We start from the raw sequence: 25,422 nt of genomic DNA on the forward strand, positions 1-25,422 counted from the left end.
CTTCCTTTTAGTTCTTTGTGTGAACTCTTTAGAAACAATCCCCCTGTCGGGCAACCCGGATTTGAACCGGGGACCCCAAGTCCCCCAGACTTGTACGCTGAACCAACTGCGCTATTGCCCGGCAGGGGAATCTGTTTTGTTACAATAACAAAACGGCAGGTTTTTGTCAATGTATCGAAAAATACCGCTTACGCTACATCTTCAACACTGATTTATCGTAATCAGCAGGCGGAATAAATCCTAACAACTGCATGCAGGTTGCCGCTATGGAGCTAATCCCTAAGCCTTCGTTAAGACTGCCGTCTTTTGGCTCACTCTGATATTCGCCCTTGTATTCAGGGTCGTGAATAATGCAGGGTACGGGATTGAGGCTGTGGCTGGTTTTGGGTCTTGGAGTGCCGTCCGCTTTCAGGGAAACAGCGCCCGTCTTTTTGTCATGCTCATACATGTCGTCGCTGTTGCCGTGGTCGGCGGTGATTACCATTACCGCGCCTGCTTCGTCAGCGGCTTTTAAGAGCCTGCCAAGCTGAATGTCCATCGCTTCCATTGAACATACGACCGCCTGATAAACGCCCGTGTGCCCTACCATGTCGCCGTTGGGATAGTTCAGCCTGATAAAATCATACTTGCCCGAACCTACGGCGGCCATTACATAATCGGTAATTTCAGCGCACTTCATCCACGGGCGCTGTTCAAAGGGAAGAACGTCGCTTTTTATTTCAACGTAGTCTTCCAGCTTATCATCGAATTTTCCCGTGCGGTTGCCGTTGAAAAAGTAGGTAACATGACCGTATTTTTGCGTCTCGGAAATGGCGAGCGTTCTTACTCCGCTTGCCGCAAGGTATTCGCCCATCGTGCGGTCGATTGACGGGGGATTGACTAAATACCGCTTTGGAACATGCAAGTCGCCGTCGTATTCCATCATGCCGGAATAGCAAACCTTTGGGCGGCGTTTTCTGTCAAATTTGGTAAAGTTATCTTCTTCAAAAGCCGCCGATATTTCAAGGGCGCGGTCTCCCCGGAAGTTGAAGTATACGACGGAATCACCGTCCTCGATAGTGCCGATTGGTGACGGTTTCCCGTCTTGGCCGTTTTCGACTACAACAAATTCTTTTAAGTCTTGATCGATAATGTCGGGAATTTCTTTTCTGTATGTTTCCACCGCCTCACGAGCCGAGGCAAATTGGCGGGCTGTTCCAAGAACGTGAGTCTGCCAGCCGCGATCCACCATCGACCAGTCAGCGCCGTAACGGTCCATCGTTATCCACATTCGTCCGCCGCCTGAGCCGATTTTTACGTCAAACTTGTCATCACGCAGATCTTTTAAAAATATTTCAAACGGGTCGAGGTATTCAAGGGCGCTTGTCTCTCCTACGTCGCGCCCGTCAAAAAGGGTATGCACCCTTACGCGTTTAACATTTTCTTTTTTAGCGTGGGTAATCATCGCTTTTAAATGATCAATGTGGCTGTGTACGTTGCCGTCTGAAAAAAGGCCGATAAAGTGAAGCGTGGGAATATGCCCGTTTTTTTCAGCGCCGTTTTTTACGTAGGAAACAACCTCTTTCCATGCCGCTCCTTCAAACATCGCGCCCGTATGGATAGAATTGGAAACAAGCGCCGCGCCCTGGTTAAAAACCCGCCCGCAGCCCATCGCGTTGTGGCCGACTTCGCTGTTGCCCATATCGTCGTCTGAGGGGAGCCCTACGGCTTTTCCGTGCGCCTTTAATTTAGTGTGCGGGCTTTTATTAGTAAGCGCCGTAAGATGGTCCATTTTAGAGTCGGCGACAGCGTCGCCCTCTTTGTATTTTCCGTAACCTACGCCATCCATGATGACCAGTACTACGGGTCCGCGTCTGCCTTTCCATGCAGGGTTTTTCTTTAAAGCTTCCATGTTTACTCCTTTTATTGTTATTATAGCAAAGATTTGTAATTTACTCAACGAGCTAATATAGATTTATTCAGTAAAGAATTTTGGTAACAAGTGCGTATACTTTTACTATTGCGTATCCTGCGCCTTTAGTATTTGCACAATATCTCTGCGTGAGTAGATAACCCGGTGAATTTCAATTTTTTTATTATCTACCACATAAAAAAGAGAATAATTGTTAATATGTAAAACCCTGTAATAATATTTCAGTGTTTCTGATAATGGATATAAACGGCAACGAAACGGATTATCCGCTATTTTAAGGACTTCTCTGTCAAGTTTTGAAAGAAAATTTTCCGCCGCCCTCGGCGATTCCAGCGTATTGGCTATGTAGTTTACAATATCCTTTAAATCATCCAACGCCAGAGGAAGATAATGGATTTTATACATTTGGCAGACTTTTCCTGCGGGTTTTTTTTCCTGAAATTGCATTTCGCAGTTCGGTCATTACTTCATCATGGGTGTAACGCTTTTTTACCGCCGCAGCCTGATATTCCGCTTCTTTTAATTTAAGATAAATTTCAGACTCAAAAAGATTCTGTTCATAAGCTGCCAGACTCATCACAACCATATCACCCCGGCCGTTTTTAGTTAAAAAAACCGGCGTATTGGTTTCATGCACCGACCTGGAAATATCGCTGAATTTGTTTCTAAGGTCGGAAACAGGACGAATTTTGGGTATTACCGGCATAGGCTCCTCCTAATGAATGTTTATCATAATCATAGCCGCTATTGTGCTAAATGTCAACATGTCGCTATATTTGAAAGAGTTCACACACGCTCAACAAACGCACGGCGAAGCCGTGTAGATGATTAATGCCGCACAGCGTAGCACCAATGAAAGCCGCTGTCTGTAATAAAAGCAAGGGCACCTTTAGGTGACCGACAGTGCGCAGAACACAAAGAGACAAAGATCACAAAGGGGAATTAGGGGTTTATGTTCGTTAGCTTATCGTGAAGCTTACGCATAACCTTAGGATGCCAAAGGCGTTAACTTGACAGAATATCAATATAAGTCTATTTTAAAAATAGAGGTAATATATGGCTGTTGCTACGATAAACTTGTCATTTGATGATGATTTGGTCAAACAAATGGATTTAATTGCAAACACCGCGTCAATAACTCGAAATCAACTGATATATAATTCTGTAAAAATGTATATAAATGACAGACAAAGATTAAAAGAATTATATGCTTATGGAGAAAGTATAGCCGCAAAAAATAATTTTACGGAAGAAGACGTATTTAATGAAATGTAGATTATATTGTAACCGGCGATAATGATTTATTGGTATTAAAAGAATATAAAACTATAAAAATAATTAATCCAAAGAATTATTTAGAAATAGTCTGAAAAGATGTGGTTATATCTTACTTATTGGACACCTCCTTACTTTTATTACAAACAGCGACATTTATTGGTGTTCTCGCTATGCGGCATTAATCATCTACACGGCTTCGCCGTGCAATTATTTTACGTCCTTAGCGCTCTTTGCGTGAATTTCTTCGCGAATAAAATCACAAATAAACTTTAACAGGCGCTGATATTCCCTTTTCAGAAAACGCGCGGCGCAGAGACGCGGCGCGTTCTTCAAGATAATCGCTTGGCAGTGAAGACGCCAACGGGTCTTCAGGAGCGGAACGCGCTTTGCCGTAAAGCTGTACTTTACGAACACCTGCGTTTAATGTGCCGCTGACACTGTTCGCGCTTTTTTCCGTATTTGCCGCCAATTCGCATACAAGCGATTCCCACGCTTGCTTTTCCGCCTCTGACGGTTGTTCTCCATTTATCGAACAGAGCATTGTCTGTATTGTTACAGCGGCTCAGGAAACAAATTCTTTTATTACCGTAATCAGTTTTTCATAAGGAATAGCACAGCGGTTTATTTTGTTGTACCAGTCCTGAGTCCCGGCGTCAACTTTTAACCAAATATCCGTGGTGGGTAAAAAAGCGTATTCCTTTAAGAGCGAAAAAATTCGCGGTTGTAACAATCCCGCGCCGTTGGTTATAACGACAAGCCGCGCCGAAGCGGCAATTTCCGCGCGGATGTCCTCCGCCAATTTTAGCGCAGAGGGAAAAGCGGGGGAGAGGGTAGGCTCTCCGTTGCCTGAAAAGCAAATGTCTTTAATCAGCGTATTTTGTTTTTGCGCTCCCAAAACGGCGCGGCGCAGATCGTCTTCTAACTGATCAAGAGAAAATTCGGCATTGCTAGAGAAGGGAAACACCTCGCAATACGGACAATCAAATTGGCAACTTTTTTTATCCGTAAATAAATTTATCCCGATAGACAACCCCGCTGAACGCCGCGAATACACCGGGTACACGATTACGCCCTTCTCCCTTTCGCGATGATTTGTAACAGTAGTGATATTTAACATTACAAGTCATTATAATAATACTTTTTAAATTTTTCTATAAGATTTCACACAAAGAACACAAAGTAAGAGAAGATCACAAAGAGGAATCAGAGGTTTTTGTCCGTTATCTTATCGTAAAGCTCACGCATAGCTTTCGGACAATAACCCCCTATTCCCCTTTGTGTTCTTTGTATCTTTGTGATCTTTGTGAGAGGTCTTTAGAATAAATTGTGGTAAGGTCAAGTGATTCATGATATCTTAATGTATGGATAAAACAGCGGTACAGGCGCAGATGTTCGCTAATCGTTTGCAAAAAAGGTTTCGACATCTTAAAAAATGGGCGGCAAGATGCGGCATTGGCGCTTTTAGGCTTTATGACCGTGACATTCCCGAAATACCGCTTGTTTTGGATTTTTACGGTAACTGCGGCATGGTCAATGACGCGGCTCTTTGCGGCGCCCTGTATAAGCGTCCTTATGAAAAAGATGAAAATGAAGAAGATAAATGGCTTTCAGTTATGAGGGAAACCGCATCCGCCGCGCTTGGCATAAACCTTGAGAGAGTGTTTTTAAAACAGCGTCAAAAACAAAAAGGTTTGTCTCAATATGAAAAAATTGGCGAAAAGCGATTTGAAAAGATTGTAAGTGAGGGCGGACTTTCCTTTAAAGTAAATTTATCCGACTACCTTGATACAGGGCTTTTTATTGACAGGCGGCTGTTACGTGAAATGGTACGCAAGGAATCCGGCGGGAAAAGAGTATTAAATCTCTTTTCCTACACCGGCTCTTTTTCAGTATATGCCGCAAACGGCGGAGCGTTGTCAACAGATTCAGTTGATCTTTCAAATACTTATTTAAATTGGGCGCGGGAAAATTTTTCGTTGAATAATTTTTCCGCCGATATGCTTCAGATTTGGGATTTTTTTAAAAGCGATGGCAAGGCTGAGAGCGGAATAAACCGCGCCCACAAACTTATCCGCGCCGATGTTGTTGAGTTTTTAGAAAAAGCGATAATTGCGAAAAAACAGTGGGATATCATCGTGCTTGATCCCCCCTGTTTTTCCAATTCAAAAAAAATGGCGGATGATTTTGACTTACAGCGCGATTTAACGGAATTGCTTTGTAAATGTTTAAAACTGCTTGCTCCAACTGGAAAATTATTCTTAAGCGTAAATATAAAGCGTTCCGCTCCCGCCGCCGCTGAACTTGAAGACAGTTTGCGTCAATACGCGTCAAATTTGCACATAACAGATTTGGGAGAAAAACTAATTGACGAAGATTTTAAAGGTAAGAAACAGCCAAAAGCGTTTCTTATTATGGATTTTATCAGGAATATTCTTTAGACAGATTCTAATATAACCGGTTACTCCACAACAAAAGTGTAGCCGCCGCTTGTACCGCTTCTTGTTGTAATTCTGATAAAGTATGTTGTTCCTGAAGTGGTTTCTTTAGTTAATTTGGCATTATACCCTTCGCCGCTATTATCATCCTCGTTGCCCATATAAGACCAATTATAAGTACTGGCTCCTTCAAAAAATTCCATGTATGTGTCCACAACATTACCCTCAGTCTTAAAGGTTACAGGTTCGCCTGTGCCTTGATAAATAAACCAGTATTCGCCGTTATAACTGATGGTATGGGAAGACGAATATTCCTTAGTAACCTCCATGGCATTGTACCGTGAACTGCCATTGCCGTCGCCATTGCGTACAATAAAAGTGTATGTGCCGCTGTTTCCTGTAATATAGATTAATACGTTGTTCCCAATACTGTAATAAAGTTGACTCCCTTATTACCTTGGGTCTTGCTATAAGAAGATTCCCCGCTGCTTTCAATAAAAATACTTAAGTTTGTGTTTACCACATTCCCCTCGGTTTCAAAAAACACGCGATTGCCTGTTCCCGTGAATATGAACCAATGTTGGCCGCTGGAGTTAATTATTTGGGGAACCGAATATCCCACCGTGACCTGTATAGGATTAGTTCTAATATTTGAAGTAGGAGCCGATATAACAAATGTGTAGTTGCCGTTTGTATCGCTTCTTGGCGTAATTTTTATGTAGTACATTGTATCTAAAGCGGGGGTTTTGCTTAACAGCGCATTATACCCTCCGCCGCTGTTATCGTCCTCGTTGCCCATATAGGACCAATTATAAGTGCTGTCCCCTTCAAATATTTCCATGTATGTGTCTACGACATCACCCGTCGTTTCGAAAATTACAGGATCGCCCGTGCCTAAAAATTTAAACCAGTGTTCACTATTATATCTGATGGTATAAGTTTTTGAATGGCCCACAGTAACCGATATGGCGTTTTCTCTTTTACTGCCGGGATTTTTATTACTGTCTTTTCCGCTGCCATTGTCATTGTTATTATTATTGTTATTATTATCAGAATCATTATCGTTATTACTGGTGAAGCCGCAACCCATTACTGAGAACCCGATTATTGCCGTAATGACGATAATTAAGAGGGAAATCTTCGCGCTACGCGCCCGATTGAGGTTTCTGATGCTCTTAATTAATTTCTTCAATAACAGATATTTACTCCTTAATATTGTATTTCTTCCTGAACCTTTCAATGCGTCCGGCAGTGTCTACAAGTTTTTGTTTGCCGGTAAAGAAAGGGTGGCAGGCTGAGCAAATTTCAACCTTTATGTTCTTTGTGGTGGAACGCGTTTCAATCACGTTTCCGCAGGCGCACGTGATTTTTGTCATCTCGTACTTTGGGTGTATTCCGCTTCTCATATAATCCTCCAAAAAGTTGTCCAACTCCGCCTTGTTTCAGGCAGTTTAAGGACTTAATCCATGCCCCCTGTTCCGGTATTCATGGATTTTAGGAATGCTTCATTATTCTTACTTTTCTTCATTCTGTCAACTAGCAATTCGATAATTTCGATGTCGTCCATAGGATTGATAACTTTGCGTAAAATCCAGATTTTTTGGAGTTCTTCCTCCGTAAGCAGGAGTTCTTCCTTGCGTGTGCCGGATTTCTTGATATTGATTGCCGGGAACAGGCGGCGGTCGGAAATGCGCCTGTCAAGGTTAATTTCCATATTGCCTGTACCTTTAAACTCTTCAAAAATTACTTCATCCATGCGGCTGCCGGTCTCCACAAGGGCTGTGGAAATGATTGTAAGACTGCCGCCTTCCTCAATATTACGCGCCGCGCCGAAAAAGCGCTTTGGCTTGTGAAGGGCGTTAGAGTCAACGCCGCCTGAGAGGATTTTTCCCGACGTGGGGACTGTCTGGTTATACGCGCGGGCAAGGCGGGTAATGGAGTCCAAAAGGATTACCACGTCTCTTTTGTGTTCAACAAGACGCTTGGCTTTTTCAAGCACCATCTCAGTAACCTGAACATGTCTGCTTGCCTGCTCGTCAAATGTTGAGGAAATAACCTCCGCGCGCACGGTGCGCTCCATGTCGGTTACTTCTTCGGGTCGTTCATCTATTAACAGGACGATAAGGTATACTTCCGGGTGGTTTTTTGTAATGGCGTTTGCTATTTTTTGCATCATTATTGTCTTGCCGGTTCTGGGAGGGGCGACGATTAGCGAGCGCTGGCCCTTACCAATGGGGCAGAACAAATTGATGATTCTTTCGCTTACGCCTTCCGTTGACGTTTCTAGGTCTAGTTTGCGGTTGGGGTACAAAGGAGTGAGGTTGTCAAAAGGAATGCGGTTCTGGGCGACGGTGGGGTCGTCGTAGTTTACGGTTTCCACCCTAAGCATGGCAAAGAATCTTTCGCCTTCTTTTGGGCTGCGAATTTGACCGTATACGGTGTCGCCGGTTTTAAGCGCGAAGAGCCTAATCTGGCTTGGGCTGATGTAAATATCGTCGGGACCGGGAAGGTAGGAATTTTGCGGACTGCGGAGAAAACCGTAACTGTCGGGAAGAATTTCAAGGGAACCGTAAGCGTAAATAATACCGCCCCTTTCAGTGTGCGCTTTAAGGAGGGCGAAGACAATTTCCTGTTTTTTCAGGACTACCATGTCGTCGTGCGTGATGTTGTAACAGGCGGCAAGTTCGCGCAGGTCTTTCATGTTAAGCCTGATAAGTTCGTTTATTGTAAGGCGCGGTTTGCCGTTGTCCTGATCCTGCCGGGGAATTGGTTTGCCGTACAGGTCGGGCATGGAGGGCAGTTTTGGCAATGCCGGCAATTCCGCCGGTACGCCTGTCTGCCCATTTGTCTGTTCTTCTGATTCGCCGTTTTTGTAATCAGAACCGTTTTCACCGTATGGCTTTCTGCGGACAACTACGCGTCCCGCTTTACCGCCATTGCCGTTTTCATTGTTTTGTTCCGTTTCTTCTGAATTCACTGTTTCCTCGCCATTGCCCTCTGATGTTGATTCTTCCGGCCTTCTGCCTTTTCTTATAATTGCCATTTTTACCACCCATGGATAGTATATTTTTTGACTGGATTCACATTAATTCTAATTAATAAATTGATTCATTGTTATTGAATGGATACTTCAACTTTAATAATTTCTTTTATTAATGTCAACCCTTAATTTAATTTTTTTTGAATTTCTTCAAGTGCCGCGCAAGCGGCGCGAAGGCGGACTTCATTTCTTGACCCCTTAAAATGAAACGCCTTCGTTTTAATTTCTCCGTCCCGTAAAGCGGCTGCGACCCATACCGTCCCTACAGGGACTCCGCTGCCGTCTCCGCCGGGGCCTGCAAGCCCCGTAACCGCGGCGGCAATATCCGCGCCGCTTTTTTTTAATGCCCCCGCAGCCATTGATTGCGCCGTTTTTTCGCTAACAAGGCCGTCCGCGGAAAGCTGGCTTTTCTTTAACCCGAGCATGGAGACTTTCGCCTCTTTTGTGTAACACACAAAAGAACCCCACAATACAAGCGACGCTCCCGGCACCCGCGCTAATAATGATGAAATTAAGCCGCCGGTACACGATTCCGCCAACGCCAGTTTTAGTGAAACGTCTTTTAGTTTTTTTATCAAGCAGGCCGCCTTTTTTTCGGCCTGTTTAATTAACTTTTCATTTATAGGAGTATCCGCCGAAGTATCCATCGGATACTCCTCCGCGTTATGTTCTGACATTGCTGCGCTGCAAATCCGCTTTTATTTCTTCCGTGGGACGGTGAAAAATTTCCACGTCTTTTTCCACGTTAGTCATCTTGCATTTGCCTTCAAAAAGAACCCCGTCCGCTATACGCAGTCTTGCGGCGCTTACGTCGCCTTGGACTTTCGCGCCGCCCATCATGTCAACCTTGTCCATCGCGTGCACTGTCCCTGAAACATTGCCGTATACCGTAAGAGAATTTACCGTTATGTGATCTGCGTCAACTACCGCCTCTTTATCGACAATTAAATCGCCTGTGGCGTCTATTGTTCCTTTAAAAATTCCCTGAATACGCAGTTTTGTCGCGAATTTAAGAATTCCCGTAAAATTTGTGGTTTTGCCCAGGATTACTGTTTCCGCTTTATCTTTCTTTTTTCCTTCCCGCTTGGACATTTTTATTGCTGCTCCTGATGTAAGAATTTTCGTATTTGGCTTTCAAGCACGGAAAGTCCGATTTCATCTTTCTTTAAATTATCCCATTCGTTTATTGTTTTTTCTATCCTTGCGTCAAGCGCCGCAATATGCTTTCGCACGGAAAGGATTTTTTCGCTCACGGGATTCAAATGCTGAATAAGTGTTTCCTGATTGAAATTTTCGCCGTCTGCCGTATTTTTGCAGATCAGGGCGATAGCCCTGTCCAACTCGTCAATGCTTCCGATAAAGATTGAAAGATTTTCTTTTAAATGCCTGTTTAATTCTTCGGCAAGGGCAAGGCGGGTTTCCCGCGCTTTTATCTGTTCAAATAACGCGCGGTTGCGGAAGACCGCGTTTATGCGCGCCAGAACTTCGGAAAAATTAAATGGTTTTGTTATATAATCATCGGCTCCAGCCTCAAAACCGGCAACCTTGTCTTTTACATCGTCAAGGGCTGAAAGCATGATTATTGAAATATTTTCAAAATTTGGATCGGTCTTAAGGATTTTTGTTACTTCGCGTCCTGTCATTCCCGGCATTATATTGTCAATAATGACCAAATCGGGCATGAATTTTTTAACTTTTTCCAAAACTTCGGGGCCGTTATCGCATTTTTCCACAACAAAACCGAGTTTGGACAGCATTACTTCAAAGAAATCAAGATTAATTGTTTCGTCATCCGCGATCAGTATCTTCTTCTGGACGTTCATGGCTTTATTGTACACCATAGCGCTTTGAAGATCAACAAGGCGGCAGCCATAAAAACAAAGAAAATCGCCAGATAATCGCCGTAAAGCGTGTAAATCGCGGTTTTATTTACAAGCGGTATAGTTACATTAAGATAAGTTTCAGTGAATGACGGCGCCATTGCAGTTACTCTGCCGTTTGGGTCTATGGCGCAGGTTTGGCCCGTGGATGTTGACCTTACCATAGGGCGGTAATTTTCCACGGCTCTGAAGACCGCCATTGAAAGATGCTGGTACTGCGCGGGAAGGCTCTTTGACCACGCGTCGTTTGAAAGGTTTACAAGCGCGTCCGCTCCGCGCCGTACAAAATTTCTTGACAGGTAGCCAAATGTGTCTTCAAAACAAATTGGAGCGGAAAAAGCAAATCCCTGTGCTTTAAAAACGGTTTCCTCCTCACCCTTTTCCCAAAAATGGGTGTCGGCGTTTTCTAGCCATTTATAAATTAACGGAAATTGTTTTTTATAAGGGAAATGCTCGGTAAAGGGAACTAAATGTAATTTCCTGTAAGATGCCGTATTTTGCCCTTTTTCAAAAAGCAATGCCGCGTTGTAGTCTACGCGGAATTTTTCGCTGGGGTCAGGATTTCTTGAACTGTCCATGCGTCCGTCGTCGTTTCCAATTAAGAAGGGAACGTCTTTTGAAGAAAGATACTCTAAAAGTTCTTTTACAATCAGCCATGAATTTTGATCGTCGCGGTATGTCGTATGCCAGTAAATTCTTGGGATAAATGCGGTTTCAGGCCATACTACAAGGAGAGGTTTTGGATTAGTAGATAGGGCTTCATTGGAAAGGCGAATTAATTTTTCAAGGTCATTGCGGTACCCTTGGGTTATTTGCCATGAAGACGGAGATCTGGCTGCTTCCCAAGGGTCGGTGTTGTGCTGGATTAAAGCTACAGGTACATTGGGGTATGAGGAGAAGTCTTTGATGTTTATAAAACCAAAAATTAAAGTCGCGATAAGAGTAGCAAACCAGATAAAAGCGGATATTTTTTCTTTAAAGAAAAACGCCACAAAAGAGGTTTTTAAATCATGCCCTTTTAAATTATTAAGAGCCTGCGCCAACCAGAAAGAGGGAAATGTAACAAGGGCGCTAACACCCCACACGCCCGTGACGCTTGCTATCTGTATTAACGGTATCATGCGCCATTGCGAATAACCTGTTATTCCGTAGGAGTACCCTAAAAATCCTTTTGTACGCAAGTATTCATAGGCAAGCCATACTGCCCATTGAACAATATAACCGCGCTTTGGGAAAAGAATACATGCCAATTTAAGAAATACAAAAGTAACGCATAAATAAACAAGATAGATACTGTAAACGATTATTCCCGCCAGCGGATGAAATTTTCCAAGCCAGTAATTGAATAGGGCATAAGCGATTGTGCCGTAAATTGCGCCAAAGCCCGCGCAAGCCAAAAGATTGTTTTTACTGATGATAATAAGGACTGGTATGTACGCAAACCACGCAAGAAATGGCAAACCGTTTATAAATACTGTGTTTGGAAAAGAGGCGGCAAAAAGAATTGACGCTGAAAAAATAAGCCCCAACTGGATTAAAACATTTTTAATCCGGTTGCTTTTTGTTTCCATTTGTTACTTTTTAGCGGCTTTTTTATCATCGTTTAAAGCCCATACGGCCTGTTTTAATTCACGGCCTGAACGGAAAGAAACTACGCCATGTGAATGTATAACAATGGTTTCGCCTGTTTTGGGGTTTCGCGCCCGCGGACGCGCTTTTCGCACCTTTACTTCAAAAGTTCCAAAACCGCGCAATTCAATAATCTGACGGCGGATAATAGCTTCTTTCATCTCATCAATGAAAAGATCGACAACTCCTCGAATCTCCGTGCGGCTCATTCCCATTTTTTCATAAAGTGCGTCTACAATGTCAACTTTTGTAAATTTTTTCATTGCCATAAAATGTTATTGCGCTGATTTCATCGCGTTATAATAACGCTGCATCCTTGATTTTTTTCTGGCTGCCGCGTTCTTTTTAATTATTCCCTTTCCTGCGGCAGTGTCAATTTTCCTGATCATTTCTTTTAAAGCAGCGTCCGCTCCAGGGTCTTTTTTCTGAGCCAGAACCGTAAATTTTTTTACGCTTGTTTTTACCGCGCTTTTTGCCGATTTATTACGCAAGCGGCGTTCTTCACTCTTGCGGTGCCGCTTTTCCGCTGAATTACTTTTCTTTGCCAAAGAATTCCTCCAAAAAAATTACTTAATTTTAACGCTAGCTCAACGGAAATCGGAAGGGCGCCTTTCCTTTCGTTTGCACTTTTCACATTCCGCTATGCTTTTTAATTTACCGTCTTCAAATAGAGTTTTCATCTTTACTTCTCCGCCGCAACTGGAACACATAAATTTCTGTGTCGTGCTGGAAGTACGGCTGTTTTTACTCTGTGCCATATTTATCTCCTAATAATTAGTATGAGGCAAGAATACTATAAGCACCCTTATAATGTCAATACATTTTGTGCGTTATTGCGCGTCATTCATCTCCGCTTCACCGGGCGGGAAAAGGTATAAATCCGGCAGTTTGAAAGTGCGGTTTAAAGCATAGGACTGCGGATTATGAAATTTACTAATTGATGAAATAGTAAAATGGTGGCTTAAAGGTTCATATTCCGGTGAATTCACCTTTATTGTAAATTTAAATTCTTTTGTAATATCGGGAACATCCGCGACAAAAGGGGTAGGCCAAAAACTGAATATGCTCGGAGTATTAGGAACTATTCTGTACGGGTTTTGCCAGTTGCTGTTCCTCATTTGGACAAGTTCGCCATTGTAGAACAACTCCACGTCAACTCCCACAATCGGCTCAAAACTTATGCCGTGGAAGATTCTGCCCGCGATAGTCGGGATGTCAAACAAGGGGGGCGTGATCTTATGCGTGACGACTCCTGTTCCGTCATGCGGCGCCGTCGGACGCAAATTATGATTTACAAGACGCAAACCCTTGTAAATCAGGGCGTTTATATCAGCCTCGCTTTGCTGTTGATTAATGCCTTCTTGATAAGTTCTTGTAAATCCGCGGTTTGACACTATGTAATTTGGAGAAATGCGGTTAAGCGTGTAACAGATCGTGTCTATTCTGCATTGATAACACATACAGAATTGTTCCGGATTGCCGCTCCGTTGTATTTCGTCAAAAATTTTCTGTACCGATTCAAAGACTAAATCTTCGTTTGTATTATGAATATCCATATCGCTCTCCCCGCTTTTATTACTTAGTGTCCGTTTTTTTAATAGCGGACGCTAATTCATATAGTATACTACATATTTTAGAAAATGTCTTTACTTTTTCTTTATATTTTTGATTAATAAATATTCTGATTGTGTAAAGCGTCCGTATAAAGGCGTTTACCGTCTGAGGCTTAAACGCGCTGGAACTTTCGCTAAAACTGCGTTTTTCATCAATAATAAAAAGCCCTGTTTCAAAAGATACGGGTTCGGGTATATCGATTATTATATCTTCCCCTTTAATTTCAAATCCGCGGCGACGCAGCCCCTCTGCGAGCTTTTCTTCGTACTTTGCCCTGTCCTTGATGCCCCTGATTGCTTGAAAATCGACATTTTCATGAGAAATTTCAGCCGCTGTGGCGTAAAACTTCCCTTCACGCACGGAATTTAAAAGATTTACCCCATTTATTGAAGAATCGCGGTTCTTTTTACTAATTTTTTGCTCAAAAAGGGTAAAAAGGCTTGCGTCGTCAAGGTTATACAGGTCTTCCCCCTTTATTTGACCTGATTCAAGGCCGTTTATCAGCAATTTTTTAAGCATGGCGGTAACCGCGCGTACCTGACGGTGCCAATAAACTGTCCTATACATCAGATATTTAGAAAAAAGCACTGATTCAACGTTGGGAATAAGGCGGGAATCGATGTCTGCGCCGCGTTTTTTATTGGGATGAAGTTTTGAAAGGATAAAATCGACATCCTGGGCACCATAGGGGACTCCGCAATAACGGGCGTCGCGGTTAAGGTAGTCAAGTTTATCAGGATCGAGAGCCCCTGACAGGAGTTTACGGTAAAAATGAAGCTCAGCGCCGGAAACTGCCCTTTCTTTGTCTATTATGGCGGCGGTTAGGGCAGGATCCGCTCCTGTTGCCCCCACAAGGCTTTTCATTGGTTCTTTTAGGATAATTTCGCCTGTAAGCGCCTCATGGGAAGAGAGGGACAGTTCTTTTAAAGAGTGGGTATAGGGAAAGTGACCTAAATCATGGAGCAGGCAGGCGGCAAGGAAGGATTTTATCCCCTCTGCCGTAAGCCAGTCAGCGGCGCCCCGTTCCGCCAAATTCTTTAAAAGCCGCTTGCCCAGGTGGTATACGCCGATTGAATGGCTTGCCCTTGTGTGCGTGGCGCCGGGATAGACAAGGTATACGGGGCCAAGCTGCATAATCCTGCTCAGGCGCATAAAAGGGGCAGATTCTGTCAATTTTGCCTGTTTTTCCGTCATGTAGACGTGTCCCCATAAAACGTCCCTTATGGGGTGGGTAAAATCATCCATCAATGAAATTTTTGTTTTCTTCTTCATTATCTGTGATATTATAGATATAAATTGCTTTTTTTACTAGAATATAAAGTAGTGCGTATTTTTAATATCATGCGCCGGTTGGCGTTAGGTCTATTTTTATTTGTCTCCATCTCCGCCGTGTCTTGGCAGTCGGCGGCCGCTCAAGAGGAGGCTGCTCAAGAGGAGGTTGCTCTGGAGCAAAATGCTCTGGAGCAGAATGCTCCTAGGCAGATGGACGTTGTATCCAGAGGTTCCATACCTGAAGAACTACTGCGTCCAAAAAGGGGAGAATCGCCGCGTTATCCAATTGATACTGTAATTGGAGAGCTTGGCAGGGGAACCGCTTCGGAGGCAGCGTTTACTTTTGCCAATAATATCGGTACCGCTTTGTTATCGGGAGACAAGGCAAGTTCCGCTCTTGCTTCCATTGAAAAGGCTGTAAGAGAGAACCTTTTATCCTCGCTGGAAGCTATTGTTCCGGTAAGTTTTAGGATTGGCGGTGGAAGGGAAGAAGCGGATGGCGCGGTTTCATTTTTAGTGCGGTTTATCGGGAAAGATCAGGGAATTACAGGAGAATTGTATATTAGGCATATAACAAAGCAAACCCAGGGACAGGACGAAGAAGTTAAAACAGTAAGTTACTGGGTATTTGAAGAATTGCTTCTTGAAGAAGCGAAAGATCGTGAGGTTGAGCAAAAGGAGTCGATATACCGTCATGATTTTTATCCGTATGAGAGGTTTTATTGATTTATGGCGACGCCGGTAGGAAGAATAGAAAAGGAATTTCTCTTTAATATTTTATATGAAGAAAAAATTCCTATAATGTATATAAGGGACAGAATAGAATATAAATTTATACTTGAGCAGCCTGCGGGTGAAGAGTTGGTTTTGCGTCCGGAGAAGCCTTTGGGCAAATTAAAAAACCATGTAAAATTGCCGTTTAAATTTAATTACCGGGGGCAGGTGATTGATTTTTCCGCGGAAATATTATCGCAAAAAGAAGAGCTAATTTTCTGCAAGGCTCCAACGACATTATATAAAAATTTGGATCGAAATTATTTAAGGGTTGACACTCCGTCCGACATAAAAATTCTTTTTACTTTCCGCGGAGATCGTTATAATCTCTCGTTTCCAAAAGTTTCAGAATATGAAAGTATCGCAGCCAATGATCTGTCAAAAAATTTTGATCCGCGCAATCTTTCGGGGTTGATAAAGCAAATAACGGGAATGTTGAGCAATTTTGCGGACGGATACAAGATAGTCAATTTTAAAGATAAAAAACCTGAAACGGTAGAGGAGCATATTGTATCAGAGACGGGGAAAACGCTCTTTATTCCCTCAACGGTAGGATTTTTGCCAAAGACGGATCCGTATCCTAAAAAACGCATAATAACCGAGGAATTGTTCCACAGGTACCTTGAAACTACCGGAATCGGCAAAAAATTTCTGGAAGAAAACACGGCGCGTTTTTTAAAAAACAAATTTGACGACAATGTTTTTTCCGACGCGTGGATACCAATTCTGTTTCATGAATATGTTATTGGGTATATCCATATTTGGATTAGCAAGCAGGGAAAACTTCCGTTTGATTTCAGCGTGCTGGATAATGTTTACCAATACACGAAAGTGCTCGCCTTCGCGTTAAAAGAGAACGGATATTTTGAGCATGGGAAAGTCGCGAACCAGCCGTTTGAAGGCAGGGTTCTTGACATAAGCGCGTCCGGTTTATTATTCGCCTATCCCCTTGGCTCCACTCTTCTAGCGACTCTTTTAATTGACTCGGAATTATCGGTAACGATAGAAACTTCAAACCGCACAATTAACGTTCTAGCGAAAATTGTCCGCCGTTTTAAAGATAAAAACGCGTGTTACTTAGGCTGCCGCTTCATAAACATGGCTCCCGAAGATACGCGCTTCCTCTTTGAACACCTGTACGGCAGACAAATCGATGATTCCGAAGCTGCTTTCTTGTCCGGGCAGGTTTGATTAAGCAGTGAGAAGTGAGAAGTGAACAGTTAGCAGTGAGAAGAGGAAATTATTGTCCGAAGGCTATGCATGGAGCTTCACGACAAGATAACGGACATAAACCACTGCTCACTGCTCACTGCTCACTGCTCATTGCTAACTGAATTACTATCTTTCCAGTTTACGATACACGTAGCGGTGAGGGCTATCTGCCGCTGAGCCTAGTTTTTCTCTGCGCCAGTCGGCGTACTCTGACCAGTTGCCGTCGTACCATATTACTTCGCCGTCTTCAAAGGCTAATATGTGCGTGACGATGCGGTCTAAGAACCAACGGTCGTGGCTGATTACTAGGCTCACTCCGGCGAAAGCGTCCAGAGCTTCTTCCAAAGCGCGTAACGTATTCACGTCTAGGTCGTTTGTCGGCTCGTCAAGCAAGAGAACATTCGCCCCTTCTTTAAGCATCATCGCGAGGTTAAGCCTGTTGCGCTCTCCGCCGGAGAGGACTCCTACTTTTTTGGATTGATCGGCGCCTGAAAAATTGTACCAAGCGCAGTAGGCGCGTGAGTTCACTTCCCTCGCGCTTGCTCCCGCGCCGATTTTAATCAAATCCTGCCCGTCGGAAAGCTGCTCCCAAACGCTTTTTTCGCCGTCAAGAGTGGCGCGCATTTGATCGGCGTAGCCGATTTTTACGCTTTCTCCAAGTTTTATAGTACCGGAATCCGGCTTTTCGCCGCCTGTTATCAATTTAAAGAGAGTAGTCTTTCCCGCGCCGTTCGGCCCGATTATGCCAACGCACGCTCCCGGCGGCACTGTAAAACTCATGTTGTCGAATAACAGTTTGTCCCCGAAAGATTTTGATAATCCTTCCGCCTCGATTACAAGTTTGCCTAAATGCGGACCGGCGGGAATTGTAATTTTATTGTTGTTTACCGCTCCCCGCGAGCGTTCCCTCTCATCGTCCTGATAAAGTTTTTCATACTGGGTGATACGCGCCTTGCTTTTCGCGTGCCGTCCCTTGGGACTCATGCGTATCCATTCAAGTTCGCGCTGTAAAGTTTTACGCCTGTCGCTTTCGCCCTTTTCTTCCTGCTCCATGCGTTTTTCTTTTTGTTCCAGCCACCCTGAATAATTTCCCTTCCAAGGGATTCCCTCTCCGCGATCAAGCTCCAGTATCCAGCCGGCAACATTGTCTAAGAAATAGCGGTCGTGGGTTACGGCAATTACGGTGCCTGCGTAATCACGAAGATGGCGTTCCAGCCATGCTACAGTTTCCGCGTCCAGGTGGTTGGTAGGCTCGTCGAGTAACAGGATGTCGGGTTTTTGCAGGAGCAGACGGCAAAGAGCGACTCGCCGCCTCTCGCCGCCTGAGAGGTGATCTACAACTTCGTCGCCCGCGGGGCAGCGAAGGGCTTCCATCGCAAGCTCAAGACGGCTGTCTAAATTCCAGCCGTCCGCTGCCTCGATTTTTTCCTGTAATTCAGCCTGCTTAGCGCCAAGTTTGTCGTAATCCGCGTCAGGCTCTCCAAACGCTTCGCTTACCTTGTCAAACTCCGCAAGAAGAGCGACAAGCTCTTTAGCCCCTTGCGAAACTATTTCTTTAACAGTCTTGCCCGGCTCAAGGTACGGCTCCTGTTCAAGAAACCCGATTGAAAATCCGGGGCTGATTGAAGTTTCTCCCGCGAACTCGGTATCCACGCCCGCCAGTATTTTTAACAGGCTTGATTTTCCCGACCCGTTAAGGCCGATTACGCCGATTTTTGCGCCGTAAAAGTAGGAGATGCTGATATCTTTAAGAACCTGTTTAGTCCCATGCTTTTTTGAAACTTTATGCATGGAGTAAATTATTTTTTTATCATCTGTTGACATAATGGAAGTATAGCATGAATGGGGAAAAGATTACAGGGGCGGGGAATGTGCAATGAAGTTGTCAATATCGTTGATTAGATAGAGCCTTCCAAAGGAATGAAGAATGTCGTAATACGAGGTAATATAATCAAAAACCTTATATTTTTGAAAAACATCAAGCGCCGTTTTTCCGTTTAAATTGTGAGCTGTTTTGTAATTTTCCAGACAAAAAACTTTAAAAGCTATTAATTTATCCATAAACTAATACTCCGGCAGTTCCAATTTACCAGTATTAATCTCTTCATCAAAAAGCCTGAAAAGTTTTTCGGCGCTGTAATGCCATACTTTTGTTTGTTCGTTTTCAAGGTAAAAATATAGCGTGGAATTATATAAACCGAAGAACGCTTCATCTTGCGATATTTTTTTACGTTCTATAATTTTTTGCATAAGAGAAGCGACAATCAGGGGAAGAAGGGCGTCAAATTTATTTTTATCCATTTGATTTATCCTGTATGTTTTCATGCCGTAAATACGCGCAGTACTGTAAAGATTTTTCCGTATGAAAAAGTATTTGGTCAAAAATTTTCTCAACTTTTAACCGTATTATTATTTCAGCTTCAGAAAGCAATCCGGTTTCAAAAAGCTGGATAGTAGCGTATACATTGTCATTTGCGACAGGCCCCATAGCAATATCATATTCAAGCTCGGACTCTTTACCGCTTCGGCAAGCGGAAATAAAATGCAGCCATTCACTGTCCGGAGAATTAAACTTTATTATTTTCAAATCTTTCTCCGCTTTGTCAGCGTCAAATTCATATATACTAACTATTTCTTCTTTTGATTTATTTCTTTCTCTTACCCTTTTTGCCCATCTTTGCGCCTGTTCAAGAGAGGAAGTTGAATAAAAACCTTCGCCAAAATCCAACAAACGATTAGAAATCAAAATCTTTGGAATTTTTACCGGCGTATCGCTTCCGTGATAGATTAGCATTTATATGGATTATAGTAAAAATTGATGTTAAAGGCAAGGCCGGTGTCCAAAAAGAGAAATTTCTACCACGAACCACACGAACATAACGAATTTTTCTTCAGATCTTGTAGAAAAAAATTTATCGGATCAACTCTCGCGGCTCAAATGTTCATTTTTCCATTTAATTGCTTCTTCAATAGTAAATTGAAGCCATATCTCTTCTTTTATTATTTTCTTTTCGTCGGTATCGTAAGTAACTTCCCACATATATACATCTAATCCTTCATTTTCAGTTCCTTCTAATACCGCTTCTTGAAAATTATATTCATTGGCCATCATTGGATTATCAGTAAACCACTTTCCTGACCCTTTACTGTCATATTCATCATAGGCAAGCAATTCTTTTTCATTTCTGCCCAATAAATATACTAACTTTGTTCTTTTCATTGTGTATTTGTTATATCACAGTGAATGGAAAATAACAATTAAGAACCACACGAGCAAAGACAAGTTTTGATGCTATCTATTAATAGCGAAGGTATAAAAATATATGGATAAACAGGCTGAATTGCGGCAATGGCTGACAACGATTTAGCTTATGCGGAATTCGCTTCTCAGTACGGGAATCCATTTTGCAATTTGCATAATCAGTCATAGTTTTTTAAGCATGACCTATGTATCGGTTTATCTTCTATATCAGTATAAACTAATAAATCATGTCAATATTTCATAGCAACATTTCAATGTCAGGCACTAGGAGCAAACCTTTAAACCAAGTGGTAAATAATCATATAGTTTAAATTTCATAAGAAAGCGCACATGGCGGCTGGCACTTTCGAGGAGATCTTTTACTTGTCTTTAATATAAGGAGTTACTATTGCATAAAGAGAAACCGTCCATGGTAAAATTGTTGCGAAATCAACAGGCTTTTCCCAATAAAAACTCCCAATTATTGTCCCAATTAGAACTATTCCTACCATTATTGAAATACTAACAAGCAAACATTTTGAGAACTCATATTTTTTATCCAACCCTAACATTGGTTTGCCACGCTCATTATTATTCATTATTCCTCCTTAAAACATAATAATCATAAAACTTCCCAGTATATGAGCCGATTTCAACAGAATCGTCGAATATAACTATTCTGGTTTTTTCAGAAGTCGAAGAATTTTTATTTCGACCTCTAAATGAAGTTCTAGAATTATCAAAATCATCTTTTTCAATATCTTTGATTTGATTATTCTCGATCTTGAAAATTTCTTTTACTTTTTCAAAGACTTCATTTTTAATATCAAAATTTAAAGAATCGATTCTGATAAAATCAGAAAATTCTTCTTTACCAGGCAAATAAATAATGCATTTGTTAGGTTCATTCGTCGCCGTAACTCTAAAAATTCCTGAAAAAATTTCCCACTTATCCATAGCTACCTCAATACTTTATTTACTAAATCTACGTCCTTCATACGAAGTCCGTCAGTGCGTACCAGAACCGTGCCAATTCCCGCCTTGAATCCTATAATTCCTCATTTTTTCATTCCCATCCCCCCGCCGAACCACTCACACTCGAATCAAGATTCACCTCTGGTCCTGCTGTACACTCTCTACGTTTAACAGGACTAGAATCTATATACACCGCATGGCCCTTGTTGTTCAGAACAACGCCAGAACTATCCTTCACCACATTGCCGTTTACCGTATCGCTGGCATAGCCGGTAATAGTTCCGCTGCCAGATTTGGTGAAGATGAAGGTTTCAGATTCAGATACAGACACCCCACCGCCATTGTCGGATGCAGTATTGCCGAAGATTTCTCCTCCGCTCATCGTGAAGGTTCCGCTTGTCACAAACACCCCGCCACCGGAGGCTCCAGAAACATTGCCGGAGATTTCCCCACCATTTATGGTAATTCCACCATTCATAATAAACACCCCACCTCCCAAGCTGTCGGGAGAAATGGCTTTATTACCTGAAATTTCCCCTCCATTCATGGTGAAGGTTCCGTTCGCAATCACCACCCCCCCGCCACAGTCATTATAGAAAAAAGTAGAATGGATAGTATTACCAATTATCTTCGCTCCTTCATTAATAATAAAATCACCACGGAAAATATAAACAAGAGTAGAATCATTTGCACTTCTGCCAACAAGCGTAATATTTTTATCAAGAGTGAATGTAACGCCAGCCTCTACAAAAAACATCCATCCGTTTGCATTGAGGGTTAATATTCTTTCACTGCCATATCCCAACAGAGTGATACCCACTGTTTTACCTGAATAAGAAAGATTTTTTGGAGAAATAGATTCATCTGCTCCAATAACAATATAAAACTCATCGCCTGCAACCGCATTGGTTGAAATATAGGTCAATGAGTCTGTAAGATTTTGATTGCCTATTTTTACCATATCACGGTACAATCCTGGATTAAGGCTGTCGTTCGTTATACCGCTTGTACTCGGTCCATAATCAGAGAAACCGCTCGCATTTCTAGCCCTTAGACGGATATTATAAGCTGTACCATTGGGTAACCCTTTTATAGTAACCGTAGTACTGGCAGTGGTTACCGCAAGAGTTGTCGGTGTGCCTGTTCCGTAATACACTTCATATTCATCTGCCCCTGCAACTGCTGTCCATGACACCAATAATTGCCCATAACCAGGGGTTATTGTGGGCGTACCCGGTGTACCGAGCGGTTTGCCACTTACTAATACGCTAGTGTTACTTGCCCCGTATGCATTTTTAGCTTTGACCCAAATATAATATGTAGTCCCATTGGTTAAGCTACTAATCGTCGCAGTGGTATTTGTTACAGTTTGCGCCGGGCTTTCTGGAATTGAGTTGCTTATACTGTAATACACTTCATATTTATCCGCACCGGCAACTGCTGACCAGCTTAACGAAAGCTGGCCGTCTCCGGAAATTACTGTAATAACTCCTATGTTGTCTATCGGCATACCGCTTGCGCTTGGTCCATAATCAGAAACACCGTTCGCATTTTTAACCCGCAGACGGACATAGTAAGCTGTGCCGTTGGTTAGTCCTGTAATAGTTGCCGATGTTCCGTCAGTTGTTGTCGCAAGCGTTGTCGGAGAGTCTGTTCCATAATATATTTCATAATGTTCCGCACCGGCAACGGCTGTCCATGTTACCAACAATGAATTATAGTCGGAAATTATAACCGGCATACCAGGCGTACCAAGCGGTTTTCCATTCGCAACAGGACTAAAACCGCTGACACCTATATTGTTCTTTGCCTTTATCCAGACATAATAATTTGTTCCGTTATTTAAGCCAGAAATTATTGTGGACAAACCTGATACATCTTCACCTTGTTTTGTTGCGGTTTGTGTGTCGCTTGTTGTCCCTGCCCAAATTTCGTAAACACTTGCATCCTCAACAGCATGCCAACTTACTTTAAGTTGTCCGTCTCCCGCAATTATTGATGGCACTGTCTGAGGATTGGGCGGTTTTACAGTCGAAGCGGAAGGCGTTCCGGTAGCAATAGGGCTAAAACCGCTTGTACCTATGTTGTTTTTTGCCTTAAGCCAGAAATAATATGTGGTTCCGTTGTTCAAACCGCTTATTGTGGCGGAAAGTGAAGATGCAACATCTGTTCCGTATTTCGTCGCCGAAACCGAATCGTTTACTGTTGCCGTCCAAATTTCATAAGCCGTCGCGCTTTCTACGGCAGTCCATCGTAAGGTTATAGACCCATTTGAAATTATTACCGTTGGCGGGGCAGGCGGTTGCGGTATGGTGAATCCGTTTACATTTTCCAGTTTTAGCTCAATATCATTAACCAGAGAAATACTTCCGTTATAATCAAAGATATATATATGTCCAGCCTCAAAATTGACAATTGAGCCGGGAAATTCTTTATATTCCGAACCAACTAATAATTGGTAATTGGAAACCGATCCCGGATTTATCGTATAATGCGCTTTTTCGCCTTCATTTACCAAAGAAGAAGAAATATTATCAGGCTTGATTTTGGAATTTTTTCGGAGTAATTCAAACGAATAAATTGAATTATTCTGAATAAAAAGATAGCTGTTATTGGAAAACAATGTATCTGACGATGAAATGCTTTCGCTAAGCGCAGGTATTTTAATTGTGGTTGTCTTATCAGCGTCTATACGTACCGTATTTTGATCTCTTCCTGTTTCTGGAACATAGTACAGAGAAAAATCAGTTATACCTTTAATAGTTACACGATATGAAAAATAAAAAGGGACGGAATCGCCAGATGTCCACTTAATTTCAGCGGATAGTTGACCTGCGGGGACTTCGGCTATTTTGTCCTCATCTCTCCGGCGATAATCATCATAAACAGAAGCGGTACAGATTCCCTGGGTATTGTCAAAAATAATCAGCGTTGATTTATTAGTATTGTTTGGATCGATAGGTTTGTTATTCGGATGTTTATTAGACGGATCAGGACATGAGGCCAGCAGACCAATCACCGCTACGATGATAAAAAACCGCTTCATCATAATGAACCCCCTTGTAAAAGAAAAAAGAAAAGAGAAAAAAGTAAGAAGCTGTGAACCCTCTTACTTTCTTCTTTTTTCTCTCTTCTTTTTTCTTTCGTTATTTATCAAGTGCCACCTAATTTGTTGGTTGGAATACCTGTTGTATTGTTGAGACACACTTTAATTCGTCTAATGTTTTTCATAAAAAACTCCTTTCAACATAAAAGATTATCAATACATAAATATGTATTAATACTATTATATTCATAATTATGTGTTTTGTCCACTTTCTTATGACATAATTATGTTATTTTTTGGATATATGCCCGATTTTGCACAGAGGCTTCGTTCTGAAATTGAATATGTTGGCCTAAACCGGAAGGAATTTGCCGCAAAAGCAGGCATAAAAAAACGGGCTTTAGATGCCTATTTAGGGGCGCAACAATCCATGCCTCCGGCTGATGCGGCGGTAAAAATAGCCTCCGCTTTGGGGCTTTCGGTTGAATATCTTGTAACCGGTAAGGAATACAAAAAATCTGTAGACATTTCCGGCTATCTGCAATTCAGGGAAATACTGGATGATTTATCAGTTTTGCCAAATGAAATTCTCGAACCAATTAAAGCAATGATTAAAACCGCCGCAGATAATGAGCGTAAAAATCCTTCGTCTTCTTTGTGATCTTCTCTTCCTTTGTGCTCTTCGTGAGAAATTTTTCGAATAAATTTCATTGACCAAATTACCGTCTTATGCTTATATTTAAATAGGAGTAAAAGATGACCGGCTGGGATATTTTGAACGAAACAATGAGGAACCTCCCCCCTATAGTGGCAATGCTGTTTCTTTTAACAGCGGGAATAATCTTTGCTATAGGCTTTTTTCGGCATGGTGTGAATTTTATCAAATATGGCTTCAAACAGATGGTTTTGGATGCATCGCTTGAAAAGCGTTTTAATGATTTTGAAAAACGTTTTGACAAGTTGGAGGCGAGGATTGAAGCTATAGAGATCAATCACTTTGGACACCTTAAAAACTACCTTGGTATTTTGAACGGCGTTTTACTTGACAAACAAATCATTGACAATGAAACAAAGGCGCGGCTGGATAACGAACTTCGCGGTATGTAACCTAAAC

The 25,422-nt window shown here is 42.4% G+C and carries 32 protein-coding genes and 1 tRNA gene; 6 read left to right on the top strand and 27 right to left on the bottom strand.

What is annotated here, in order from left to right:
* Window positions 1-46: 46 nt before the first annotated feature.
* The 4 genes from ACYVRA_RS02745 to ACYVRA_RS02760 all read right to left on the bottom strand — a co-directional run bounded on the left by ACYVRA_RS02745 (window position 47) and on the right by ACYVRA_RS02760 (window position 2,618).
* Window positions 47-121: transfer RNA gene (locus tag ACYVRA_RS02745), tRNA-Pro, on the bottom strand.
* Window positions 122-193: 72 nt separating this feature from the next.
* A complete protein-coding gene (gpmI, locus tag ACYVRA_RS02750; RefSeq protein WP_461251219.1) occupies window positions 194-1,891 on the bottom strand; it encodes a 2,3-bisphosphoglycerate-independent phosphoglycerate mutase in 1,698 nt (565 codons plus the stop codon).
* A gap of 105 nt (window positions 1,892-1,996) precedes the next feature.
* Window positions 1,997-2,317: a type II toxin-antitoxin system RelE/ParE family toxin gene (locus ACYVRA_RS02755; protein WP_461251220.1), complete on the bottom strand. Its 321-nt coding sequence runs from the start codon at window positions 2,315-2,317 to the stop codon at window positions 1,997-1,999.
* Window positions 2,310-2,618 carry a type II toxin-antitoxin system Phd/YefM family antitoxin gene (locus ACYVRA_RS02760; protein WP_461251221.1) on the bottom strand — a complete coding sequence of 103 codons (309 nt, stop codon included), beginning with the start codon at window positions 2,616-2,618 and terminating at the stop codon, window positions 2,310-2,312. The genes ACYVRA_RS02755 and ACYVRA_RS02760 overlap by 8 nt, the downstream gene beginning before the upstream one ends.
* A 350-nt stretch (window positions 2,619-2,968) precedes the next feature.
* On the opposite strand from ACYVRA_RS02760, the gene ACYVRA_RS02765 reads away from it, so the two are divergent.
* Window positions 2,969-3,187, top strand: a complete 219-nt coding sequence (locus ACYVRA_RS02765; protein WP_461251222.1) for a hypothetical protein — start codon at window positions 2,969-2,971, stop codon at window positions 3,185-3,187.
* A gap of 259 nt (window positions 3,188-3,446) precedes the next feature.
* On the opposite strand, the gene ACYVRA_RS02770 is transcribed toward ACYVRA_RS02765, so the two are convergent.
* Window positions 3,447-3,731, bottom strand: coding sequence for a hypothetical protein (locus ACYVRA_RS02770; protein ID WP_461251223.1), 285 nt, complete (start codon window positions 3,729-3,731; stop codon window positions 3,447-3,449).
* 21 nt (window positions 3,732-3,752) lie between these two features.
* The gene (locus ACYVRA_RS02775; protein ID WP_461251224.1) at window positions 3,753-4,307 is read right to left on the bottom strand and encodes a radical SAM protein; all 555 of its coding nucleotides are present in this window, start codon (window positions 4,305-4,307) and stop codon (window positions 3,753-3,755) included.
* Between the two features lie 244 nt (window positions 4,308-4,551).
* Here ACYVRA_RS02775 and ACYVRA_RS02780 point away from each other — a divergent pair, with 244 nt between their 5' ends.
* Window positions 4,552-5,628, top strand: coding sequence for a class I SAM-dependent methyltransferase (locus tag ACYVRA_RS02780; protein WP_461251225.1), 1,077 nt, complete (start codon window positions 4,552-4,554; stop codon window positions 5,626-5,628).
* Between the two features lie 20 nt (window positions 5,629-5,648).
* Here ACYVRA_RS02780 and ACYVRA_RS02785 read toward each other — a convergent pair whose 3' ends face one another.
* The 13 genes from ACYVRA_RS02785 to ACYVRA_RS02845 all read right to left on the bottom strand — a co-directional run bounded on the left by ACYVRA_RS02785 (window position 5,649) and on the right by ACYVRA_RS02845 (window position 15,060).
* The gene (locus tag ACYVRA_RS02785) at window positions 5,649-5,954 is read right to left on the bottom strand and encodes a hypothetical protein (RefSeq protein ID WP_461251226.1); all 306 of its coding nucleotides are present in this window, start codon (window positions 5,952-5,954) and stop codon (window positions 5,649-5,651) included.
* A gap of 80 nt (window positions 5,955-6,034) precedes the next feature.
* Window positions 6,035-6,817, bottom strand: a complete 783-nt coding sequence (locus ACYVRA_RS02790; RefSeq protein ID WP_461251227.1) for a hypothetical protein — start codon at window positions 6,815-6,817, stop codon at window positions 6,035-6,037.
* Between the two features lie 10 nt (window positions 6,818-6,827).
* Window positions 6,828-7,031: a 50S ribosomal protein L31 gene (gene rpmE / locus ACYVRA_RS02795; RefSeq protein ID WP_461251228.1), complete on the bottom strand. Its 204-nt coding sequence runs from the start codon at window positions 7,029-7,031 to the stop codon at window positions 6,828-6,830.
* 53 nt (window positions 7,032-7,084) lie between these two features.
* Entirely contained in the window at window positions 7,085-8,668 is a 1,584-nt protein-coding gene (rho, locus tag ACYVRA_RS02800) for a transcription termination factor Rho (protein WP_461251229.1), read from the bottom strand.
* A 122-nt stretch (window positions 8,669-8,790) separates the two neighbouring features.
* On the bottom strand, window positions 8,791-9,312 hold the full coding sequence (locus ACYVRA_RS02805; protein ID WP_461251230.1) for a CinA family protein: 522 nt from the start codon (window positions 9,310-9,312) through the stop codon (window positions 8,791-8,793).
* Between the two features lie 16 nt (window positions 9,313-9,328).
* Entirely contained in the window at window positions 9,329-9,757 is a 429-nt protein-coding gene (locus ACYVRA_RS02810) for a bactofilin family protein (protein WP_461251231.1), read from the bottom strand.
* A gap of 2 nt (window positions 9,758-9,759) precedes the next feature.
* A complete protein-coding gene (locus tag ACYVRA_RS02815) occupies window positions 9,760-10,488 on the bottom strand; it encodes a response regulator (protein WP_461251232.1) in 729 nt (242 codons plus the stop codon).
* Window positions 10,485-12,116, bottom strand: a complete 1,632-nt coding sequence (lnt, locus tag ACYVRA_RS02820) for an apolipoprotein N-acyltransferase (protein WP_461251233.1) — start codon at window positions 12,114-12,116, stop codon at window positions 10,485-10,487. Before lnt ends, ACYVRA_RS02815 begins: the two co-directional genes overlap by 4 nt.
* A gap of 3 nt (window positions 12,117-12,119) precedes the next feature.
* Window positions 12,120-12,443, bottom strand: coding sequence for an HU family DNA-binding protein (locus ACYVRA_RS02825; RefSeq protein WP_461251234.1), 324 nt, complete (start codon window positions 12,441-12,443; stop codon window positions 12,120-12,122).
* A gap of 6 nt (window positions 12,444-12,449) precedes the next feature.
* The gene (gene rpsT / locus ACYVRA_RS02830) at window positions 12,450-12,722 is read right to left on the bottom strand and encodes a 30S ribosomal protein S20 (protein WP_461251235.1); all 273 of its coding nucleotides are present in this window, start codon (window positions 12,720-12,722) and stop codon (window positions 12,450-12,452) included.
* A 39-nt stretch (window positions 12,723-12,761) separates the two neighbouring features.
* Complete coding sequence (locus ACYVRA_RS02835) at window positions 12,762-12,932, bottom strand: hypothetical protein (protein WP_461251236.1); 171 nt, start codon at window positions 12,930-12,932, stop codon at window positions 12,762-12,764.
* Between the two features lie 72 nt (window positions 12,933-13,004).
* Complete coding sequence (locus tag ACYVRA_RS02840) at window positions 13,005-13,730, bottom strand: late competence development ComFB family protein (protein ID WP_461251237.1); 726 nt, start codon at window positions 13,728-13,730, stop codon at window positions 13,005-13,007.
* A gap of 19 nt (window positions 13,731-13,749) precedes the next feature.
* Window positions 13,750-15,060: an HD domain-containing protein gene (locus ACYVRA_RS02845; RefSeq protein ID WP_461251238.1), complete on the bottom strand. Its 1,311-nt coding sequence runs from the start codon at window positions 15,058-15,060 to the stop codon at window positions 13,750-13,752.
* Between the two features lie 24 nt (window positions 15,061-15,084).
* Between ACYVRA_RS02845 and ACYVRA_RS02850 the strand changes: the two genes are divergently transcribed.
* Entirely contained in the window at window positions 15,085-15,786 is a 702-nt protein-coding gene (locus ACYVRA_RS02850; RefSeq protein WP_461251239.1) for a hypothetical protein, read from the top strand.
* A 3-nt stretch (window positions 15,787-15,789) separates the two neighbouring features.
* Complete coding sequence (locus ACYVRA_RS02855) at window positions 15,790-17,025, top strand: PilZ domain-containing protein (RefSeq protein ID WP_461251240.1); 1,236 nt, start codon at window positions 15,790-15,792, stop codon at window positions 17,023-17,025.
* A 147-nt stretch (window positions 17,026-17,172) separates the two neighbouring features.
* Here ACYVRA_RS02855 and ettA read toward each other — a convergent pair whose 3' ends face one another.
* The 8 genes from ettA to ACYVRA_RS02895 all read right to left on the bottom strand — a co-directional run bounded on the left by ettA (window position 17,173) and on the right by ACYVRA_RS02895 (window position 24,311).
* Complete coding sequence (gene ettA, locus ACYVRA_RS02860; protein WP_461251241.1) at window positions 17,173-18,870, bottom strand: energy-dependent translational throttle protein EttA; 1,698 nt, start codon at window positions 18,868-18,870, stop codon at window positions 17,173-17,175.
* A 30-nt stretch (window positions 18,871-18,900) separates the two neighbouring features.
* Window positions 18,901-19,107: a DUF3791 domain-containing protein gene (locus tag ACYVRA_RS02865; RefSeq protein WP_461251242.1), complete on the bottom strand. Its 207-nt coding sequence runs from the start codon at window positions 19,105-19,107 to the stop codon at window positions 18,901-18,903.
* Window positions 19,108-19,110: 3 nt separating this feature from the next.
* Window positions 19,111-19,347 carry a hypothetical protein gene (locus ACYVRA_RS02870; RefSeq protein WP_461251243.1) on the bottom strand — a complete coding sequence of 79 codons (237 nt, stop codon included), beginning with the start codon at window positions 19,345-19,347 and terminating at the stop codon, window positions 19,111-19,113.
* On the bottom strand, window positions 19,340-19,840 hold the full coding sequence (locus ACYVRA_RS02875; protein ID WP_461251244.1) for a DUF3990 domain-containing protein: 501 nt from the start codon (window positions 19,838-19,840) through the stop codon (window positions 19,340-19,342). Before ACYVRA_RS02875 ends, ACYVRA_RS02870 begins: the two co-directional genes overlap by 8 nt.
* A 126-nt stretch (window positions 19,841-19,966) precedes the next feature.
* Window positions 19,967-20,266, bottom strand: a complete 300-nt coding sequence (locus ACYVRA_RS02880) for a hypothetical protein (protein WP_461251245.1) — start codon at window positions 20,264-20,266, stop codon at window positions 19,967-19,969.
* Between the two features lie 401 nt (window positions 20,267-20,667).
* Entirely contained in the window at window positions 20,668-20,886 is a 219-nt protein-coding gene (locus tag ACYVRA_RS02885; RefSeq protein WP_461251246.1) for a hypothetical protein, read from the bottom strand.
* A complete protein-coding gene (locus ACYVRA_RS02890) occupies window positions 20,879-21,244 on the bottom strand; it encodes a hypothetical protein (RefSeq protein ID WP_461251247.1) in 366 nt (121 codons plus the stop codon). Before ACYVRA_RS02890 ends, ACYVRA_RS02885 begins: the two co-directional genes overlap by 8 nt.
* 109 nt (window positions 21,245-21,353) lie before the next feature.
* Window positions 21,354-24,311: a fibronectin type III domain-containing protein gene (locus ACYVRA_RS02895; protein WP_461251248.1), complete on the bottom strand. Its 2,958-nt coding sequence runs from the start codon at window positions 24,309-24,311 to the stop codon at window positions 21,354-21,356.
* A 301-nt stretch (window positions 24,312-24,612) separates the two neighbouring features.
* Here ACYVRA_RS02895 and ACYVRA_RS02900 point away from each other — a divergent pair, with 301 nt between their 5' ends.
* Both ACYVRA_RS02900 and ACYVRA_RS02905 read left to right on the top strand, forming a co-directional pair.
* Window positions 24,613-24,969, top strand: coding sequence for a helix-turn-helix domain-containing protein (locus ACYVRA_RS02900; RefSeq protein WP_461251249.1), 357 nt, complete (start codon window positions 24,613-24,615; stop codon window positions 24,967-24,969).
* A 95-nt stretch (window positions 24,970-25,064) separates the two neighbouring features.
* Entirely contained in the window at window positions 25,065-25,415 is a 351-nt protein-coding gene (locus ACYVRA_RS02905) for a hypothetical protein (RefSeq protein ID WP_461251250.1), read from the top strand.
* The last annotated feature ends 7 nt before the right edge of the window (window positions 25,416-25,422 follow it).

Source organism: Treponema sp. R8-4-B8 (assembly GCF_054786175.1).

What these genes read in the sequence shown, in the direction of transcription:
- ACYVRA_RS02880 (WP_461251245.1), bottom strand. Translation starts at nt 20,266, where the DNA reads ATGAAAAGAACAAAGTTAGTATATTTATTGGGCAGAAATGAAAAAGAA.
- ACYVRA_RS02840 (WP_461251237.1), bottom strand. Translation starts at nt 13,730, where the DNA reads ATGGATATTCATAATACAAACGAAGATTTAGTCTTTGAATCGGTACAG.
- ettA (WP_461251241.1), bottom strand. Translation starts at nt 18,870, where the DNA reads ATGTCAACAGATGATAAAAAAATAATTTACTCCATGCATAAAGTTTCA.
- ACYVRA_RS02810 (WP_461251231.1), bottom strand. Translation starts at nt 9,757, where the DNA reads ATGTCCAAGCGGGAAGGAAAAAAGAAAGATAAAGCGGAAACAGTAATC.
- ACYVRA_RS02870 (WP_461251243.1), bottom strand. Translation starts at nt 19,347, where the DNA reads ATGGATAAAAATAAATTTGACGCCCTTCTTCCCCTGATTGTCGCTTCT.
- ACYVRA_RS02760 (WP_461251221.1), bottom strand. Translation starts at nt 2,618, where the DNA reads ATGCCGGTAATACCCAAAATTCGTCCTGTTTCCGACCTTAGAAACAAA.
- ACYVRA_RS02780 (WP_461251225.1), top strand. Translation starts at nt 4,552, where the DNA reads ATGGATAAAACAGCGGTACAGGCGCAGATGTTCGCTAATCGTTTGCAA.
- ACYVRA_RS02905 (WP_461251250.1), top strand. Translation starts at nt 25,065, where the DNA reads ATGACCGGCTGGGATATTTTGAACGAAACAATGAGGAACCTCCCCCCT.
- ACYVRA_RS02775 (WP_461251224.1), bottom strand. Translation starts at nt 4,307, where the DNA reads ATGTTAAATATCACTACTGTTACAAATCATCGCGAAAGGGAGAAGGGC.
- lnt (WP_461251233.1), bottom strand. Translation starts at nt 12,116, where the DNA reads ATGGAAACAAAAAGCAACCGGATTAAAAATGTTTTAATCCAGTTGGGG.
- ACYVRA_RS02845 (WP_461251238.1), bottom strand. Translation starts at nt 15,060, where the DNA reads ATGAAGAAGAAAACAAAAATTTCATTGATGGATGATTTTACCCACCCC.
- ACYVRA_RS02855 (WP_461251240.1), top strand. Translation starts at nt 15,790, where the DNA reads ATGGCGACGCCGGTAGGAAGAATAGAAAAGGAATTTCTCTTTAATATT.
- ACYVRA_RS02900 (WP_461251249.1), top strand. Translation starts at nt 24,613, where the DNA reads ATGCCCGATTTTGCACAGAGGCTTCGTTCTGAAATTGAATATGTTGGC.
- ACYVRA_RS02885 (WP_461251246.1), bottom strand. Translation starts at nt 20,886, where the DNA reads ATGAATAATAATGAGCGTGGCAAACCAATGTTAGGGTTGGATAAAAAA.
- ACYVRA_RS02825 (WP_461251234.1), bottom strand. Translation starts at nt 12,443, where the DNA reads ATGGCAATGAAAAAATTTACAAAAGTTGACATTGTAGACGCACTTTAT.
- rho (WP_461251229.1), bottom strand. Translation starts at nt 8,668, where the DNA reads ATGGCAATTATAAGAAAAGGCAGAAGGCCGGAAGAATCAACATCAGAG.
- rpmE (WP_461251228.1), bottom strand. Translation starts at nt 7,031, where the DNA reads ATGAGAAGCGGAATACACCCAAAGTACGAGATGACAAAAATCACGTGC.
- ACYVRA_RS02755 (WP_461251220.1), bottom strand. Translation starts at nt 2,317, where the DNA reads ATGTATAAAATCCATTATCTTCCTCTGGCGTTGGATGATTTAAAGGAT.
- ACYVRA_RS02805 (WP_461251230.1), bottom strand. Translation starts at nt 9,312, where the DNA reads ATGGATACTTCGGCGGATACTCCTATAAATGAAAAGTTAATTAAACAG.
- ACYVRA_RS02785 (WP_461251226.1), bottom strand. Translation starts at nt 5,954, where the DNA reads ATGGAGGTTACTAAGGAATATTCGTCTTCCCATACCATCAGTTATAAC.
- ACYVRA_RS02895 (WP_461251248.1), bottom strand. Translation starts at nt 24,311, where the DNA reads ATGATGAAGCGGTTTTTTATCATCGTAGCGGTGATTGGTCTGCTGGCC.
- ACYVRA_RS02865 (WP_461251242.1), bottom strand. Translation starts at nt 19,107, where the DNA reads ATGGATAAATTAATAGCTTTTAAAGTTTTTTGTCTGGAAAATTACAAA.
- ACYVRA_RS02765 (WP_461251222.1), top strand. Translation starts at nt 2,969, where the DNA reads ATGGCTGTTGCTACGATAAACTTGTCATTTGATGATGATTTGGTCAAA.
- ACYVRA_RS02890 (WP_461251247.1), bottom strand. Translation starts at nt 21,244, where the DNA reads ATGGATAAGTGGGAAATTTTTTCAGGAATTTTTAGAGTTACGGCGACG.
- ACYVRA_RS02875 (WP_461251244.1), bottom strand. Translation starts at nt 19,840, where the DNA reads ATGCTAATCTATCACGGAAGCGATACGCCGGTAAAAATTCCAAAGATT.
- gpmI (WP_461251219.1), bottom strand. Translation starts at nt 1,891, where the DNA reads ATGGAAGCTTTAAAGAAAAACCCTGCATGGAAAGGCAGACGCGGACCC.
- ACYVRA_RS02835 (WP_461251236.1), bottom strand. Translation starts at nt 12,932, where the DNA reads ATGGCACAGAGTAAAAACAGCCGTACTTCCAGCACGACACAGAAATTT.
- ACYVRA_RS02815 (WP_461251232.1), bottom strand. Translation starts at nt 10,488, where the DNA reads ATGAACGTCCAGAAGAAGATACTGATCGCGGATGACGAAACAATTAAT.
- ACYVRA_RS02770 (WP_461251223.1), bottom strand. Translation starts at nt 3,731, where the DNA reads ATGCTCTGTTCGATAAATGGAGAACAACCGTCAGAGGCGGAAAAGCAA.